Origin of the sequence: Burkholderia sp. PAMC 26561 (genome assembly GCF_001557535.2) — a bacterium.
Taxonomy (GTDB): Bacteria; Pseudomonadota; Gammaproteobacteria; order Burkholderiales; family Burkholderiaceae; genus Caballeronia.
Map to the genome: position 1 here is coordinate 358,890 of NZ_CP014315.1, position 15,301 is coordinate 374,190.

The 15,301-nt window shown below is 58.9% G+C and carries 16 protein-coding genes and 1 pseudogene; 8 read left to right on the forward strand and 9 right to left on the reverse strand.

Going from position 1 to position 15,301, the window contains the following annotated elements:
- Nucleotides 1–51 precede the first annotated feature (51 nt).
- From AXG89_RS36285 to AXG89_RS36305, 4 genes and pseudogenes are all read left to right on the forward strand, one after another.
- Nucleotides 52–474 (forward strand): winged helix-turn-helix transcriptional regulator, encoded by a 423-nt coding sequence (locus AXG89_RS36285; protein WP_075358779.1) that lies wholly within the window; start codon nt 52–54, stop codon nt 472–474.
- A 68-nt stretch (nt 475–542) separates the two neighbouring features.
- Nucleotides 543–998 (forward strand): type II RES/Xre toxin-antitoxin system antitoxin, encoded by a 456-nt coding sequence (gene parS, locus AXG89_RS36290; protein ID WP_062001261.1) that lies wholly within the window; start codon nt 543–545, stop codon nt 996–998.
- A pseudogene (locus AXG89_RS36295) lies at nt 995–1,461 on the forward strand (RES family NAD+ phosphorylase). The gene parS and the pseudogene AXG89_RS36295 overlap by 4 nt, the downstream one beginning before the upstream one ends.
- A 251-nt stretch (nt 1,462–1,712) precedes the next feature.
- Entirely contained in the window at nt 1,713–2,477 is a 765-nt protein-coding gene (locus AXG89_RS36305; protein WP_062001258.1) for an IclR family transcriptional regulator, read from the forward strand.
- Here AXG89_RS36305 and AXG89_RS36310 read toward each other — a convergent pair.
- From AXG89_RS36310 to AXG89_RS36350, 9 genes are all read right to left on the reverse strand, one after another.
- On the reverse strand, nt 2,465–3,289 hold the full coding sequence (locus AXG89_RS36310; RefSeq protein WP_075358780.1) for a citryl-CoA lyase: 825 nt from the start codon (nt 3,287–3,289) through the stop codon (nt 2,465–2,467). The genes AXG89_RS36305 and AXG89_RS36310 overlap by 13 nt on opposite strands.
- A gap of 2 nt (nt 3,290–3,291) precedes the next feature.
- Nucleotides 3,292–4,491 (reverse strand): CaiB/BaiF CoA transferase family protein, encoded by a 1,200-nt coding sequence (locus AXG89_RS36315; protein ID WP_075358781.1) that lies wholly within the window; start codon nt 4,489–4,491, stop codon nt 3,292–3,294.
- A gap of 52 nt (nt 4,492–4,543) precedes the next feature.
- A complete protein-coding gene (locus AXG89_RS36320) occupies nt 4,544–5,977 on the reverse strand; it encodes an MFS transporter (protein WP_075358782.1) in 1,434 nt (477 codons plus the stop codon).
- 128 nt (nt 5,978–6,105) lie between these two features.
- Complete coding sequence (locus AXG89_RS36325) at nt 6,106–6,441, reverse strand: c-type cytochrome (protein WP_075358783.1); 336 nt, start codon at nt 6,439–6,441, stop codon at nt 6,106–6,108.
- Between the two features lie 3 nt (nt 6,442–6,444).
- A complete protein-coding gene (locus AXG89_RS43950) occupies nt 6,445–6,627 on the reverse strand; it encodes a ribbon-helix-helix domain-containing protein (RefSeq protein WP_236873672.1) in 183 nt (60 codons plus the stop codon).
- Between the two features lie 204 nt (nt 6,628–6,831).
- Complete coding sequence (locus AXG89_RS36335; RefSeq protein WP_075358784.1) at nt 6,832–8,400, reverse strand: GMC family oxidoreductase; 1,569 nt, start codon at nt 8,398–8,400, stop codon at nt 6,832–6,834.
- A gap of 39 nt (nt 8,401–8,439) precedes the next feature.
- Nucleotides 8,440–9,060 (reverse strand): twin-arginine translocation signal domain-containing protein, encoded by a 621-nt coding sequence (locus tag AXG89_RS36340; RefSeq protein WP_062001252.1) that lies wholly within the window; start codon nt 9,058–9,060, stop codon nt 8,440–8,442.
- Between the two features lie 40 nt (nt 9,061–9,100).
- Nucleotides 9,101–9,496 carry a VOC family protein gene (locus AXG89_RS36345; protein ID WP_075358785.1) on the reverse strand — a complete coding sequence of 132 codons (396 nt, stop codon included), beginning with the start codon at nt 9,494–9,496 and terminating at the stop codon, nt 9,101–9,103.
- Nucleotides 9,497–9,679: 183 nt separating this feature from the next.
- Nucleotides 9,680–10,189, reverse strand: a complete 510-nt coding sequence (locus AXG89_RS36350) for a DUF1993 domain-containing protein (RefSeq protein ID WP_062001250.1) — start codon at nt 10,187–10,189, stop codon at nt 9,680–9,682.
- Nucleotides 10,190–10,420: 231 nt separating this feature from the next.
- On the opposite strand from AXG89_RS36350, the gene AXG89_RS36355 reads away from it, so the two are divergent.
- The 4 genes from AXG89_RS36355 (at nt 10,421) to AXG89_RS36370 (ending at nt 15,011) form a co-directional block, all read left to right on the forward strand.
- Entirely contained in the window at nt 10,421–11,137 is a 717-nt protein-coding gene (locus AXG89_RS36355; RefSeq protein ID WP_062001249.1) for a GntR family transcriptional regulator, read from the forward strand.
- A 351-nt stretch (nt 11,138–11,488) separates the two neighbouring features.
- Nucleotides 11,489–13,246 (forward strand): oxalyl-CoA decarboxylase, encoded by a 1,758-nt coding sequence (gene oxc, locus AXG89_RS36360; protein ID WP_062001248.1) that lies wholly within the window; start codon nt 11,489–11,491, stop codon nt 13,244–13,246.
- A 23-nt stretch (nt 13,247–13,269) separates the two neighbouring features.
- The gene (frc, locus tag AXG89_RS36365; RefSeq protein WP_075358786.1) at nt 13,270–14,520 is read left to right on the forward strand and encodes a formyl-CoA transferase; all 1,251 of its coding nucleotides are present in this window, start codon (nt 13,270–13,272) and stop codon (nt 14,518–14,520) included.
- A gap of 251 nt (nt 14,521–14,771) precedes the next feature.
- On the forward strand, nt 14,772–15,011 hold the full coding sequence (locus AXG89_RS36370) for a hypothetical protein (protein WP_062001246.1): 240 nt from the start codon (nt 14,772–14,774) through the stop codon (nt 15,009–15,011).
- Nucleotides 15,012–15,301 lie beyond the last annotated feature (290 nt).

Here is a 15,301-nt window from a genome sequence, read left to right on the forward strand (position 1 = left end):
GGTATCGGATAAACTAACTTTTCGTAAGTACGTACGCCGAGGTAAGTATCAATGAATTCCAACATTGAAATGACAGCGGACGCAGTGCCTCTGTCCGAGCTGGTTCGCCGGGGCGAGTTGCTTTCGGCGGATTGCCCGTCGCGCGAGGTGCTCAAGCATGTGACCAGCCGATGGGGCGTGCTTGTGCTCATGGTGTTGCTGGATGAACAAATGTGTCGTTTCAGCGATTTGCGCCGCAAAGTCGACGGTGTGAGCGAAAAGATGCTCGCGCAGACGTTGCAGTGGCTGGCTGCGGATGGATTTGTCGTGCGGACTTCGTACGACGTGGTGCCGCCACACGTTGACTATCGGCTGACGCCGCTCGGCGAAGAGGTCGCACGGCAAGTGAGTTCGTTGGCTGACTGGATCGAGATCAACCTCGCGCGAATCATGGGCGCGCGAGCGTCGTCCCAAGGCGCTGGCGAGTCGATATAGACACGTCTCGCACTACCTCGGCAAAATGCCTATAATGAATGAGCAAATTGCCAAACAGGACTTTCACCATGACCGCCGTCGTTTTCAAACCCACCGGGTCCGTCAATCCAAAGCGGGCCGAGTTCGCGCTGCTCACCGAGTTGCTCGATGCATCGATCCACTCCGGACTGGATCTCGCGGAACTCGCGGCCGAGCGGGTTGCGGTTGACGTTATCGACCGGTTGTCGGCTCATGGCCTGAAAGCAGACGAGCTGAGCTTCATCATTCCGCGGCGAACGCTCACGCATCGCCGGCAGAATCAGGAACGTCTCTCGACCGATGAATCCGACAAAGCCATCCGCCTAGCTAAACTCGTCGCGCAGTCCGACACGGTTTTTGACAATCAGGACAAGTCGATGCAATGGCTGAGAAGCCCGCAACGCCGCTTTGGCGGAAAGACGGCGCTCGACATGGCTAGCACCGAACACGGCGCGCGCCTGGTCGAAGAAGCACTGGTGCAACTCGACGAAGGGTACTTCGGCTGATGGAGTTATGGCGTATCAGCAACTATGCAGATCTGAGAGGCATCGGTGGGCTGCGTGCGCCAGGCCGCTGGCATTTCGCGGGGCAGCCGGTCGTGTATCTCGCGGAACACCCGGCCTCGGCCTTGCTCGAAATCCTCGTTCACCAGAATCTGAGCCATTCGGAACGAGTGCCGGACTCCTATCAGTTATTGCGTGTTGAAGTCCCCGCCGACATCGCAGTCGCCGAATTGCGTGAAGCCGATACCCCGAGAACTGGCGCGCCGATGCGCAATGGACACAGTCGGCCGGCACCGAGTGGCTTGCCGGCGGAGCGACTGCGTTGTTGAAAGTGCCAAGCGCCATCTTGCCCGCGACCAACTTCCTGCTGAATCCGGCGCATCCCGACGCGGCTCGTCTCGAGATCGCGGAGGTGATTCGGGTGAGCCACGACAGGCGAATTCTGCGACTGTTGTCGAAGGACTAGGCCGTCAAAATGTGCGATGACGAGATCCGCGCCGCGACCGGCGTCCATGCGCGCGGCATCGAGCCAGCCGTCGAATAGGAAATGCAACTAACTGTCTGACCGCGTCGCACCTTCAAGCAATCACGGCCCGACGCAGACAGAACATCCAGAATCAGCGACCAAGCGATGGGCCTTCGCTCCGAAAACGACCGCACCTCGCGCAACCCGCATCGCGTAAAATTTCCCCTTCCATACCACCACGCCAAGTCACCATGCCAACGCCCGCCGATAACCCGCGCCCAAAGGAAAGCGAAGGCGTTGCTGTCATCGACCGTGCGTGTGCGATCCTGTTCGCTTTCCGTCCCGACGACGACGCCCTGACGCTCGCCGAACTCGCAGCCAGAACAGGCCTCTATAAAAGCACGTTGTTGCGGCTTGCCGGCGCGCTGATCCAGCATCGCTTGCTGCTGCGTCTGGACGATGGCCGCTATCAGCTAGGCCCGTCCACCTTCATGCTCGGCGCGGTGTATCAACGCAGCCTGAATCTCGCCGATATCCTCGTTCCGCTCATGCGCGAACTCGCCGAGATCAGCGGCGAAAGCGTGTCGTTCTATGTTCGGGATGATGCGGTGCGCGTGTGTCTGCATCGTGTGGATTCGACGCATGCCGTGCGTTATCACGTGCGTGAAGGCGATGTCCTGCCCCTGGAAAGCGGCTCGGGCGGGATGGCGTTGCTGGCGTTCGGCGGCAAGGAAGGCGAAGCCTTCGAGCAGATTCGCGAAGACTTTTATTATGTATCGATGGGCGAACGCGACCGCGAAACCGCAGGAGTATCGATGCCCGTTTTCGGCGTGCGCCAGACCTTACGCGGCGTGATCACGCTTGCGGGTCCGAGCTCGCGTATCGATCGGACTTTCGTGGACCGGAATCTCGGCGCGCTGTTCGACTGCGCCGCGCGAGCCACCGATGCGCTAGGCGGCGACGCCCGCGCGCTGCGCGAGGCGCAACGTCGCGCCGCCGAAGTTCACGCCAAATGACGCTCGGGCTTGCCCGTGTACTTGTACGCCATTTGCCGCGGCATCGGACCTTTGTTGCGTTCCTTGCGGCCGCGCTGCTCCCACGCGTGCGACAAGATCCCGACCGCCCGCGATAAACAAAACACGCCGCGCGCAAGTTCGGGCGCAAAACCCAGCTCGGCATAAATCACGGCAGTCGCGCCGTCGATGTTCATCGGCACCGGCTTGTTCTTGCGCGCCTTCAACAACGCTTCGATACCCCGTGCCACCAATGCATATTTTCCGCTGATCACGCCTTGTTCGACGCTGGCATCGACTAGCGCGAGCAGCCTGACCGCGCGTGGATCCACGGGATGAAACCTGTGTCCGAAGCCCGGCAGATATTTGCCGCGTTCGCTGATAAACGCATCGACGCCTTGCGCGACGGCATCGTTCAACGTGGCGCCCGCGGTTTCCAAAGCGACGATCGAGTCGTACAACTCGACCGCTTGCTGGCCGGCGCCGCCGTGGACGTCGTCGAGTGCATTGATGGCCGAAGCCATCGCGCCGTTAAGCGGCAAACCGCAACTCGTGGCCATGCGCGATATCGCGATCGAAGGGGCGTGCGGCCCGTGATCGACAGACGCGACCAGCGCCGCTTCGAACAGCCTCGCCTGATTCTCATCGGGCAATTCGCCGCGCAGCATCAGCCAGATCATCTGCGGAAAACTGATCGATCCAATCAGTTCCTGGATTGGAAAGCCGCGCACGTTGATCGAACCCGGATGGATATCGATGATCGATGTGCTCCAGTAATCCGCGGCAAGCGTGGCAGCATCAAAATCTTGCGTCATCTTCAGATCACTCCTTCGGCGCGTAGTTGATCGATTTCCGCCGCATCGAAACCGAGCGTGGAAAGATGGTCACACGTGTTCGCGGACAGCTCGGGCGCGGGCGATGTCGGCGCGGTGTCGGCATCGGCGAAACGAAACCCCGCGCGAGTCACGCGTTGGCGGGTTGCGGCGTCATCGCCATTGAATTCATGCACGAACTCGCGCGAGACCATATGCGGATGCGCGAGGATTTCCGGCACCGACATCACTCGCCCGGCGGGCACGCCGGCTTCGATGAATTTCGCGTCCCAGTTCACTGCGCTGTCCGACGCCAACGCGGTTTCTATCTCCAGCTTCAACGCCGCCCGATTGATCTTGCGTGCGTTGCGCTCGGAAAAACGCGGGTCATCGGCCAGTTCCGGGCGGCCGATCAAGCGGCACAAACTCACGAACTGCTTGGTTTCGTTTGCGGCGATATTGAGCAAACCGTCGCCCGTCCTGAACGTGCCCGAAGGCGCGGCCGTGAAGTTCTCGTTGCCCATGGGCGAAGGCGTGACGCCCGCGTTCAGATAATTCGATACCACCCAGCCCATGGTCGAAAGCGTGGCTTCGAGCATCGATACATCCAGCATCCGGCCGCGGCCGTTGGCGCGTGCATCGACCAGCGCGGCGCAAATGCCGAACGCGGCGGTGAGTCCGCCAACCGTATCGGACACCGGATAACCCACGCGCAGCGGCGCGCTCTCGGAATCGCCGGTGACGCTCATCACGCCCGAAATGCCTTGAATGATCTGGTCGTAAGCGGGGCGTTTCGATAGTTCGCCATCCTTACCGAATCCGGAGATAGCGCAATAGACAAGTTTCGGATTGATCTCGCTGAGCGCTTCGTAGCCGAGTTCAAGCCGCGTCATCACGCCTGGCCGGAAATTCTCGACCAGCACGTCCGCGGTCTTGACGAGCGAACGAAGAATTTCCTTGCCGCGTGCGTCTTTCAGATTCAGCGTGATCGATTGCTTGCCTGCATTCACAGCAACAAACGATGCCCCCATGTCACGCGCCGATGCTTCTTTATCGGCGCCGAGCCTGCGCGCCAGATCGCCCCCTTCGGGATGTTCGACCTTGATGACCTCGGCGCCAAGCAGCGCGAGTTGATAGGCGCAAAACGGCCCGGCCAGCACATTCGATAAATCCAGCACCCGCACTCCAGCTAACGGAAGCGTCATGTCAAACCCTCTTGTTTAAAGCCGAAAATCCATACAACCTGACCGCGAGGCGTCAATGCGAGATCTCGTCCAGATTGCGATTGTTCGTACGCGGTCCAAAGATGCCGATGGCACCCATCACCATGATCATCGACGCGCTGATCAACGCGAACACGCCCGTCACTTCGAAGTGACGCAGCGCGAACGCAATCATGAAACCCGAGAACATGGCGGAAAGACGCGAGATGGAATAAACCAGACCGACGGCGCGCGCCCGCAGCCGCGTCGGAAAAAGCTCGGTTTGATACGCGTGGTAACCGACTGAAAGCAAGGTGCCGCACAACGTGATCAACACGCCGAGAATCATCAGCATGACGGGCGATGTCTGCGTTGCAAACAAGCTGCCGAACACGGCAATACCCAATGCGGACAATACAATCAGCGTCTTGCGTTCGATACGGTCTGCGATCGCCATGCCAATCAGCGGCCCGAACGGATTCGAGATTGCGATAACAAACGAATACAGCAAGCTGTGCGTGATCGTGACGCCTTTCGAGACGAGCAGCGTCGGCACCCAGGACGCAAATCCATAGAAACCGATTGCCTGGAAAAAGTTGAAAACGAGCATGGTGATTGCGCGCTTGCGATACGGCGGCTGCCAGATTTCGTGGAACGCCGCTTTCGTGGTCGCCGGTTCAACGGTCGCAACCGGTTCTGGCAGCGGACGTCCATATTGCGCGGCGACCTTCGTTTCAAGCGCATGGAGCACGTGTTCTGCTTCCGCGGCACGGCCTTGCTGCGCGAGCCAGCGCGGACTTTCCGGCACGCGTTGACGGATCGCCCACACCACGAGCGCACCCAGCGCCCCGATGATCACGACCCACCGCCAGCCATCCAGCCCGAATGGCTTTTGCGGCACGAGCCACCACGCGAAAAATGCGACCGACGGCACCGCCGTGTATTGCACAAGGTGAACGAATGCGAACGCACGCCCGCGCAAGTGTTTGGGCACGAGCTCGCTGACGTAGGTATCGATGGTCACGAGTTCCACGCCCACGCCAATGCCCGCAATCAGACGCCACAGGTTGATTGCGGGTGCAGTGGTCTGGAATGCCATGACGAGAGTTGCGATGGAGTACCAGAGCAACGAGACGGTGAAGATGCTTTTGCGTCCATACTTATCGGCCATACCTGCAAGAAAGAACGTGCCGATAAACAAGCCCGCGAACGATGCCGCCACGAACGCGCCCAACCCCGACACGCCGAAGAACGAAGCGGTCGTTGTCGAATACAAGCCGCTTTTCACGAGACCCGGGCCTACGTAGGCGGTGAAAAACAGGTCGTAGAATTCAAACCATCCGCCAATGGACAGCAGGAAAACAAGCATCCACACCGAGCGCGTAGCCGGCAAGCGGTCGATGCGCGCATTGATGCCGGGCACGGTTTCCTTCGCGTCGGCGTTTGGTTTGTGCGATCCACGGTTCGCATCGATTGGCAGACTTGCCATTGAACCCTCCTACGGGTGTCTCATCTTTATCGTTCTATCTAAAAGAACGCCGTTCTGTTTATGAGTTATGCGAGGTTAGTGCGTGAGGAGGGCATGCGAAATAAGGGGTTTTACCTAGTCGCCGTGTTTTATGACTTCGCACCCGCAAGTATCCAGGCAATGACCGTATGCAGATCGGCATCGCTGATATTGGGGTTGGGAGGCATCGGTATTTCGCCCCATACACCCGCGCCGCCGTTGCGGACTTTCGTGAACAACTTGTCGGGCGCTGAAGGGTCGTTCTTGTACTTCTTCGCGACCGCCTGATATGCCGGTCCGACGACCTGCATTTTCACTGCGTGACAGCCAAGGCAGTTGTTCTTTTGCACAATCGATAAAGCCGCTGCTCCGTCCGGCGCCGCGTGGGCCGTGATTGCCGTCGACACGAACGCCGAACACATCACCCCGATCAGCACTCTCTTCATCGTTTAGCCCACCACCTTGTCTGCCGCGCTGTTCGACACGTGGCTGCGAAAGTCCATCGATGCGTTTGCCCTCAGCCCTTGATATCGAAGACAGGTGACGCGAAGGAATGATGCAAAGTTCGTCGTCTCACCAAGATGCTGCGTGATCTCCTCATGCAATTTGGCGATGAGTTGATTGGTGGTCATGTCGTTATCCGCGGCAAGTTCGGAAAGTGTTTGCCAGAACAGGTTTTAAAGGCGGATGGTGGTTGTCACGCCGCTGATGCGTACCGAGCGGGCTCGGCATTCGTAGAGAATCGGATCGGTTTGCGCGTAGATCCTGCACATGAACGAGCTCCTTGCAAAAAGCCACGAAGGCGGAGCCGCCGGATGGCGGCTCCGTTCCGGCATCTAGATACTCCGGCGTTTCATCTGGTCCGCGATGTAATCCGATTGCCGGATCGCCAGCGACACAATCGTGAGCGTCGGGTTTTCGGCGGCGCTGGTCGTGAACTGGCTGCCATCCGAGATAAAGAGGTTGGGGATATCGAAGGTCTGGCCGTGTTTGTTGCAGACGCCATCGCTTGATTTCGCGCTCATCCTGCACGTGCCGAGATTGTGCGTGGACGGGTAGGGCGGTGTACGCAACGTCTTCACCGCGCCCGCTGCCGCGTAGATCGCCTCGCCTTGCTTGAACGCGTGATCGCGCATGGCGATATCGTTTGGATGGTCGTCGTAGTGAACGTTCGCGACCGGCAAGCCGACTTGATCCTTCACGTCGTGATTCAGCGTGATGCGGTTCGTCTCACGCGGCATGTCTTCACCCACTATCCACATGCCTGCGGTATTTGCGTAGTTATCCATATAGTAAGTAAAGTCCGATCCCCACGCGCCCGGGTCGAAGAAGGCCGCCGCAAAAGGAAGCCCGAGCGAGATGGTTTCCATCTCGTAGCCACCCGCGAAGCCGCGCTTTGGATTGAACTCGGCTTCATCCGTGATGATGCCGGCCATCACCGTTCCCCGATAAAAATGCACCGGCTCCTTGAACACGCCGTACACGGAACCGGTGGTGTGACGCATATAGTTGCGCCCGACCTGGCCCGAGCTGTTCGCGAGTCCGTCAGGATTCTTCGATGATTCCGATAACAACAAGAGGCGCGGTGTTTCTATCGAATTGCCTGCGACGCACACCACACGTGCGCGCTGACGTTGCGGTTTGCCGTCCGCATCCATATAGATCACGCTGCTTGCCTTGCCGGCCGCATTCGTTTCGATGCGCATGACATGCGACTCGGGACGCACTTCAAGCCGTCCGGTCGCTTCACCGGCGGGAATCTCGGTGTAAAGCGTCGACCACTTCGCGCCTGACTTGCAGCCCTGGAAACAGAATCCCAGTTGCATGCATTGCCCGCGTCCCGCACGCGGACGGCTGTTGATTGCCATGTGGCCGGTATTGCAGTTCTTGTAGCCGACCTTGGTCGCGCCGTCGTACATGATCTTGAAGTTGTTGTTGCCCGGCAGACCCGGAATGCCGTTCGTGCGCGTCACGCCCATCTTGTTCTCGGCGCGCGCATAGTACGGTTGAAGATCGGAAAGCGTAATGGGCCAGTCGAGCAGATTCGCTTGATCGATGGAACCATAGGTCGTGCGCGCCTTGAACTCGTGCTCGTGAAAACGCAGCGATGCACCCGCCCAATGCGTCGTCGTGCCGCCGACCGTCTTGCAGATCCACGCCGGCAATTCGGGGAAATCTTTTGCGACGCGCCAATTACCGGACGTCGTGCGTTTATCGGTCCACGCGAGTTGCCCGAAGGACTTCCATTCGTCGTTGATGAATGTGGCCGATGACTGCCGTTTGCCTGCTTCCAGCACCACCACTTTCACGCCTTTCTGACACAACTCGTTTGCAAGCGTCCCGCCGCCCGCGCCCGAACCGACGATCACGACGACCGAGTCGTCGTTGTAGTCGAACTTAGCCATGCTTGCCTCCTCGGCAGATTTTCGCGTTCAGGTTCGGATTCAGGCGACCGGCGGACTCGCGGCCGCAGGCGGGTTAGGCAACCATGTCAGGTCGTTGAATCCGCGGCCGACGTAACCGCCCTTGCTGAATGCCTCGCCTTCATAGCCGAAGTGCGCAAACGACATGTCGTTGTTGTAGAGCGAAGTGACGCATTGCGCGCGCACGAGCAGCACGAACGGATCGGTCTGGTTCGCTTCGACGATAGCCGTACGTTGTGCATCGGAGAGCGCGGTGTTGCCGGCCCATTTTCCTTGCGATGCATCGTTCAGTTTCGCCACGCCGTTCTTGATCACGTCCATCGTTTTCTGATCGGTGGCTTTTGCGTCGACATCTTTTGCCGCGAGCGCGTAGACCGCGTCGGGCAGCGTCTTGTGCGGATAGAGCGTGCGCGCGAGCGTCATGATGGCGTCGGCCTGAGCCTGGTCGATATGCGTCAGCTCGACCGCCCACGCGCGGCTCGGCGCAAGCAACGCGATGGGCGTGCCGGCGACCAGTACGCCGGACAGCATCACCGAACCTTTGAGGAAGTGCCTGCGGCTGACACGCGCAGACGGTGCAGCGGCTGGGAAACCGTGCAGGCTTTCGGCAGCGATGACGGCAATGGGGATTGCCTTGGGCATGATTGTCTCCTTTTATAGTTTGACCGGCAGTCGCTTCAGTTCATACGTAGTGACCCTCCCTCGATAGCACTTCGATCTTGTAGCCGTCGGGATCGGTGATGAAGAAAAAGCGTGCGGCAATCGCGCCGTCGTGCGTGAGCGATTTGAGATCGCCCGGCTGCATGCCCTGGTTTGACAACCGGTCGCGAAACGCCTCGATGTCATCGACCGCAAACGCCACGTGACCATAGCCCGTGCCGTGCGTATAGGGCGTTGTCGTTCCCTTGTTCAATGTGAGTTCGATCTCGGCGCCGCTCTGCGCGTCGCGCAAATAGACGAGCGTGAAAGTATCGAAATCGAGGCGATGCGACTCGCGCATGCCGAACGCGTCTTGATAGAACGCGATAGAACGATCCAGCGCTTCAACGCGGATCATCAGATGGAGATATTTGGTCATGCGCGCCTCGTGTCATAGCGTCGCTTCAGTATGCAACGTTGACACAAAAGCGGGTAATAGCGGGTTATTACGCTGCTGGAACGGGCCTGTGTTTTCCCTTATGGAACGTGTTCGCTCGGGTGAAACACCTAGTACGTATCGCTGCGCATCAAGAAGATCGGCAGCGATACGCAGGGTCAACAATCAATAAGCGCCCATGTAGTCACGCTTGCCGATCTCGACGCCGTTGTGACGCAGGATTGCGTACGCGGTCGTCACGTGAAAGAAGAATTGCGGCAAGCCGTAGTGCTGCAAGTACGCGCTGCCGGCAAGCTTCTTTTCTTTAGGTGTACCCGGACGCAGCACGATTTCCTTGTTTTCGCTGCCTTCGAATTGCGCGGCATCGAAGGAAGCAATGTGAGCCAGCGCCTTCGCGATCAGCGCCTGCAAATCGGCAAACGTCACTTCGGTGTCGGGCCATGACGGTACTTCCGCGCCGGCGAGGCGCGAGCTCACGCCTTTCGAAAAATCCACCGCGATCTGTACCTGGCGCACGAGCGGGAACATGTCAGGGAACAGGCGCGCCTGCAACAGCGCATTCGGTTCAATGTTCTTTTCGGTTGCGTGCACTTCAGCTTTCCGGAGCACCTCGGACAAAGCCGTCAGCATTTGCTTGAAGACCGGGACGGATGCGTTGTAGATGGAAATGGTCATGATCACTTTTATGTAGATGTGGGTGGGTCCGCCATAGCGCCGGATGCCGCGCCAGATTATACGGTCGCGCGATGAAGGCGCGGAGTCGGTCGGGCCAATAGGTACCGGGAAAACCCGAGGTCACATGAACACATCAAACAGCGTTATGCTGCGCTTGTTCTTGATATACCATATTGGATATATTTAAATAACGATGCTGCGCCGAATACCGACAGGGAGACACCCACCTCAATGGCTGATACGTATGTTGGACTCCGCCCGACGCCACTGACACTCGCGCTCGTGCCGATCAGCGCATCGGCCTCGCTGCGCGACCAGGCGTACGCACGACTGAAGCAGGCTATCGCCGATGCAGATATTTATCGATCGCGTGAAGAGATCCGCCTCGATGAGAAAGAACTGACCGAAGCGCTGGGCGTAAGCCGCACGCCAGTTCGCGAAGCGATGACGCTGCTCGAGCAGGAAGGTTTTCTGCGCACGGTGCCAAGACGCGGCATCTATATACAGCGCAAGACCAAGCGCGAAATCGTCGACATGATCTATATGTGGGCCGCGCTTGAAAGCATGGCAGCACGTCTGGCCACGCTGCATGCGTCGGAGGCGGACATTGCAGGACTGCGCCGCATGTTCGACGATTTCCGCGATGCCACGCCGGCCGACCATATAGAAGAGTATTCGGAAGCGAATCTTGCGTTCCATCAGGCGATCCTGGATTTGTCGCAATCGCAGGTGATCCTCGACACCATGAAGAACCTCTTCGTCCATGTTCGCGCCATCCGGCGGATGACGATCGCGCAGAGCGACCGGGCATCGCGATCGATCGTGGATCATATGCATATCATCGAAGCGCTGGAGCAGCGCGATACCGAGCGCGTCGAGCGCCTCGTCCGCCAGCATTCGGTGGAGCTTGCGCTGTTCGTCGAGACGAACTGCGATTTTCTCGATTGAATCGCGCGTTCTACAGTTCGTCGGAATGTAAGACGCACCATTTGATTAGTCATCCGTAAGGTCTTGCGCAACCGTTTGCGCAAGTTGCGTTGATCTGCGAAGCGCACTCATAAATGGCGAGTCATTCGGCCTTCAAGAACGTGAATTTTCGGTGTCTCGCAAAATCGCGATGTCCGGTCAACTTGGTGCGATGCACACACCCATTTTCCGAAAGCCGCGTCGAACATGGCTCATCTGATTTGCCGCACCGCAACAATCAAGCATCGAAACAAAAAGACGCTTGACTAATACTGTGTGTGGAATATTGTATATCACGAACTACACAAACACCCCGCCAAAGGAGGAGACGTCATGGCCGAAGTAGTAAGTAACCCGCAGAGCGCCACTGCAAGCGACACGCAAGTAGAAAAGAAGGCGGAAACGACGGATGGTTTCCATCTGGTCATCGATGCACTCAAGCTGAACGACATTCACACCATTTTCGGTCTGGTGGGTATTCCCATCACCGACCTCGCGCGCCTCGCGCAAGCCGAAGGCATGCGCTTCATCGGCTTCCGTCACGAGCAGCATGCGGGCAACGCGGCCGCTATCGCCGGCTATATGACGAAGAAGCCGGGCATATGCCTGACGGTTTCCGCGCCAGGTTTCCTGAACGGCCTGACTGCACTCGCCAACGCGACCACGAACTGCTTCCCGATGATCCTGATCAGCGGCTCGAGCGAACGCGAGATCGTGGACTTGCAGCAGGGCGACTACGAGGAAATGGATCAGTTGAACGCAGCGAAGCCTTACGCGAAGGCCGCGTATCGTGTGCTGCACGCAGAAGATATCGGCGTGGGCATTGCACGTGCGATTCGCGCGGCTGTGTCTGGCCGTCCTGGCGGCGTCTATCTGGACTTGCCGGCCAAGCTGCTCGCGCAAACCATCGACGCTGTGAAGGCGCAGCAGTCGCTGATCAAGGTTGTCGATGCCGCCCCGAGCCAGATTCCCGCCCCGGATTCCGTGAAGCGCGCAATCGATGTACTGAAGGGCGCGAAGCGTCCGCTGATCCTGCTCGGCAAGGGCGCGGCGTACGCGCAGGCCGATGCGGAAATCCGCGCATTTGTCGAAAAGAGCGGCATTCCGTATTTGCCGATGTCCATGGCAAAGGGCCTTCTGCCCGATACCCACGAGCAATCGGCGTCTGCTGCCCGTTCGTTCGTGCTGCAGGAAGCCGATGTCGTGGTACTGATCGGCGCGCGGCTGAACTGGCTGCTGTCGCACGGCAAGGGCAAGACGTGGGGCGCGGTACCGAAGAAGTTCATTCAGATCGACATCTCGCCGACGGAAATCGACAGCAACGTCGCGATCGCGGCGCCCGTCATTGGTGACATCGGTTCGTGCGTGTCCGCGCTGCTGAACGAAATTGAGTCGGGCGGCTTTGCGAAGCCGAGCGTCGAATGGACCGGCGCGATCACCGAACGCAAGAGCAAGAACCTCGCGAAGATGGCCGCGACGCTCGACCAGAACCCGTCGCCGATGAACTTCCACAGCGCCCTGCGCGCAATCCGCGATGTGCTGAAGACGCGCCCGGACATCAACGTGGTGAACGAAGGCGCGAACACGCTGGACTATGCGCGCAGCATCATCGACATGTATGAGCCGCGCAAACGCTTCGACTCCGGCACGTGGGGAATCATGGGCATCGGCATGGGATTCGCGATCGGTGCGGCCGTGACGAGCGGCAAGCCGGTGGTCGCAATCGAAGGCGACAGTGCGTTCGGCTTCAGCGGCATGGAACTCGAAACCATCTGCCGATACGACCTGCCGGTGGTCACCATCGTGTTCAACAACAACGGCGTGTATCGCGGCACGGACGTGAACCCGACCGGCGGCAAGGACGTTGCGCCGACCGTGTTCGTGAAGGGCGCACGCTACGACAAGATGATCGAGGCATTCGGTGGCGTGGGTTTCAATGCCACCACGCCGGAAGAATTGACGAAGGCGCTGCAGGAAGGCATCGCGTCTGGCAAGCCGACGCTGATCAACGCTGTGATCGATGAAGCCGCGGGCACCGAAAGCGGCCGTCTGACGAACCTCAACCCGCAAAGCGCGGCGATGAAAAAGTAAAGCGAAGCTAAAGGAGACATGACATGAGCAAACCACTCGAAGGCATCAAGATCATCGACTTCACACACGTCCAAGCAGGCCCTGCGTGCACGCAGTTACTGGCATGGTTCGGCGCGGACGTGATCAAGGTCGAACGTCCCGGTTCAGGCGATGTAACCCGCAACCAGTTGCGTGATATTCCAGACGCCGACGCGCTGTACTTCACCATGCTGAACAGCAACAAGAAGTCGCTGACGCTCGACACCAAGAAGCCCGAAGGCAAGGAAGTGCTGGAGAAGCTGATCCGCGAATCCGATGTTCTGGTCGAGAACTTCGGCCCGGGCGCGCTGGACCGGATGGGGTTTTCGTGGGAACGGCTGAACGAACTGAACCCGAAGATGATCGTGGCGTCGGTCAAGGGCTTCAGCGACGGCCATCATTACGATGACCTGAAGGTCTACGAAAACGTCGCGCAATGCGCGGGCGGTGCAGCATCGACGACGGGCTTCTGGGACGGTCCTCCGACCATCAGCGCAGCCGCGCTCGGCGACAGCAACACGGGCATGCACCTGGCCATCGGCATTTTGACGGCGTTGATTGGCCGGGATAAGACCGGCAAGGGTCAGAAGGTGGCGGTATCGATGCAGGACAGCGTGCTGAATCTGTGCCGCGTGAAGCTGCGCGATCAGCAGCGCCTCGACCGCCTGGGCTATCTGGAAGAGTATCCGCAATACCCGCATGGTGAATTCAGCGATGTCGTGCCGCGCGGCGGCAATGCCGGCGGTGGCGGTCAGCCGGGCTGGGTGCTCAAGTGCAAGGGCTGGGAAACGGACCCGAACTCGTACATCTACTTCACGATCCAGGGCCACGCGTGGGCGCCGATCTGCAAGGCGATCGGCAAGCCGGAATGGATCGACGATCCGAAGTACAACACCGCGCAAGCACGGCAGCCGCACATCTTCGACATCTTCGCGACAATCGAAACCTGGCTCGCCGATAAAACCAAGTTCGAAGCCGTCGATATCCTGCGCAAGTTCGACATTCCTTGCGCACCGGTCCTGACCATGAAAGAACTCGCCAATGATCCGTCGCTGCGTGCAAGCGGCACGATCGTGGAAGTGCCGCACAGCGTTCGCGGCTCGTATCTCACGGTCGGCAGTCCGATCAAGTTCTCGGACCTGAAGCCGGAAGTGACGGCATCGCCGCTGTTGGGCGAGCATACGGAAGAAGTCTTGGCGAGCCTCGGTTATAGCCCGCAGGAAATCTTCAACCTGAAGGAAATCCAGGCGGTCTGATCGTCTGGATTCGTCGTAAAAGCCGGTCGAAGCACCGGGGTCTCATTCTTCGAGACCCCGCTCAATGCGGCGCCACAAAGCGGGCGCCGCGTTGAACTGAATCATTACCCTTCCAGAACTGGCGGAATCCTGACTGATTACAAATCAGTCTACCGCCGCAGCCATCGACACCCTCACGGAAGTTTTGCGCGCCAATGTGCCGATGGCGCCCGTTCGTCTTTTCATCGTGAAGCGCTATCAGGAGGTTCCAAATGCACGTTGAAGTCCTTGGGCAATACAGACTCGAACTGTCCGCCATGCAATTGATCCACAACGGCGGCTGGGCGGCCTACCTCGCCATTCGCACCGTCGATGAAAACCAGCAGTCGCAATCAGGCTTGCTGCCCTATCAGCACGTGGTCGACGAAGCCGTGTTCGAGAGCGAAGCAGCGGCAATCGCGGGTGCACGTCGTGCAGCAATGGCAATGTTGAGCACCGCGGCAACCCGATAAAGCGTGCGTTTAATGATTGGTAATCCTGAATGACCAAACTGGATTATCGGAATCAATTGGCCGACTCAGCAGACGCATAAAACAAAAGCGTTCGACCGCACGAAATTAGTCATAAAAGCGGTTGCAGAAATACGATGTTCAAAATACGATATATCAGAAGAGGCAAGCCAAGGCAGTTCACCCGGCGTGCGGACCTTCGCTGATCCGTGAGCGATCCGCGGTACGAGCCGGCAAAGTCCGGCAGCCAGCCACGCGCCACGCCAAGCAGACAAGATCAATTTAGGGAGACG

Excerpts from the sequence above, each read along its gene's own strand:
- oxc (WP_062001248.1), top strand. The coding sequence starts at position 11,489 with ATGGCCGAAGTAGTAAGTAACCCGCAGAGCGCCACTGCAAGCGACACG.
- AXG89_RS36285 (WP_075358779.1), top strand. The coding sequence starts at position 52 with ATGAATTCCAACATTGAAATGACAGCGGACGCAGTGCCTCTGTCCGAG.
- AXG89_RS36370 (WP_062001246.1), top strand. The coding sequence starts at position 14,772 with ATGCACGTTGAAGTCCTTGGGCAATACAGACTCGAACTGTCCGCCATG.
- AXG89_RS36320 (WP_075358782.1), bottom strand. The coding sequence starts at position 5,977 with ATGGCAAGTCTGCCAATCGATGCGAACCGTGGATCGCACAAACCAAAC.
- AXG89_RS43950 (WP_236873672.1), bottom strand. The coding sequence starts at position 6,627 with ATGACCACCAATCAACTCATCGCCAAATTGCATGAGGAGATCACGCAG.
- AXG89_RS36345 (WP_075358785.1), bottom strand. The coding sequence starts at position 9,496 with ATGACCAAATATCTCCATCTGATGATCCGCGTTGAAGCGCTGGATCGT.
- AXG89_RS36340 (WP_062001252.1), bottom strand. The coding sequence starts at position 9,060 with ATGCCCAAGGCAATCCCCATTGCCGTCATCGCTGCCGAAAGCCTGCAC.
- AXG89_RS36350 (WP_062001250.1), bottom strand. The coding sequence starts at position 10,189 with ATGACCATTTCCATCTACAACGCATCCGTCCCGGTCTTCAAGCAAATG.
- AXG89_RS36315 (WP_075358781.1), bottom strand. The coding sequence starts at position 4,491 with ATGACGCTTCCGTTAGCTGGAGTGCGGGTGCTGGATTTATCGAATGTG.
- AXG89_RS36325 (WP_075358783.1), bottom strand. The coding sequence starts at position 6,441 with ATGAAGAGAGTGCTGATCGGGGTGATGTGTTCGGCGTTCGTGTCGACG.
- AXG89_RS36305 (WP_062001258.1), top strand. The coding sequence starts at position 1,713 with ATGCCAACGCCCGCCGATAACCCGCGCCCAAAGGAAAGCGAAGGCGTT.
- parS (WP_062001261.1), top strand. The coding sequence starts at position 543 with ATGACCGCCGTCGTTTTCAAACCCACCGGGTCCGTCAATCCAAAGCGG.
- AXG89_RS36355 (WP_062001249.1), top strand. The coding sequence starts at position 10,421 with ATGGCTGATACGTATGTTGGACTCCGCCCGACGCCACTGACACTCGCG.
- frc (WP_075358786.1), top strand. The coding sequence starts at position 13,270 with ATGAGCAAACCACTCGAAGGCATCAAGATCATCGACTTCACACACGTC.
- AXG89_RS36310 (WP_075358780.1), bottom strand. The coding sequence starts at position 3,289 with ATGACGCAAGATTTTGATGCTGCCACGCTTGCCGCGGATTACTGGAGC.
- AXG89_RS36335 (WP_075358784.1), bottom strand. The coding sequence starts at position 8,400 with ATGGCTAAGTTCGACTACAACGACGACTCGGTCGTCGTGATCGTCGGT.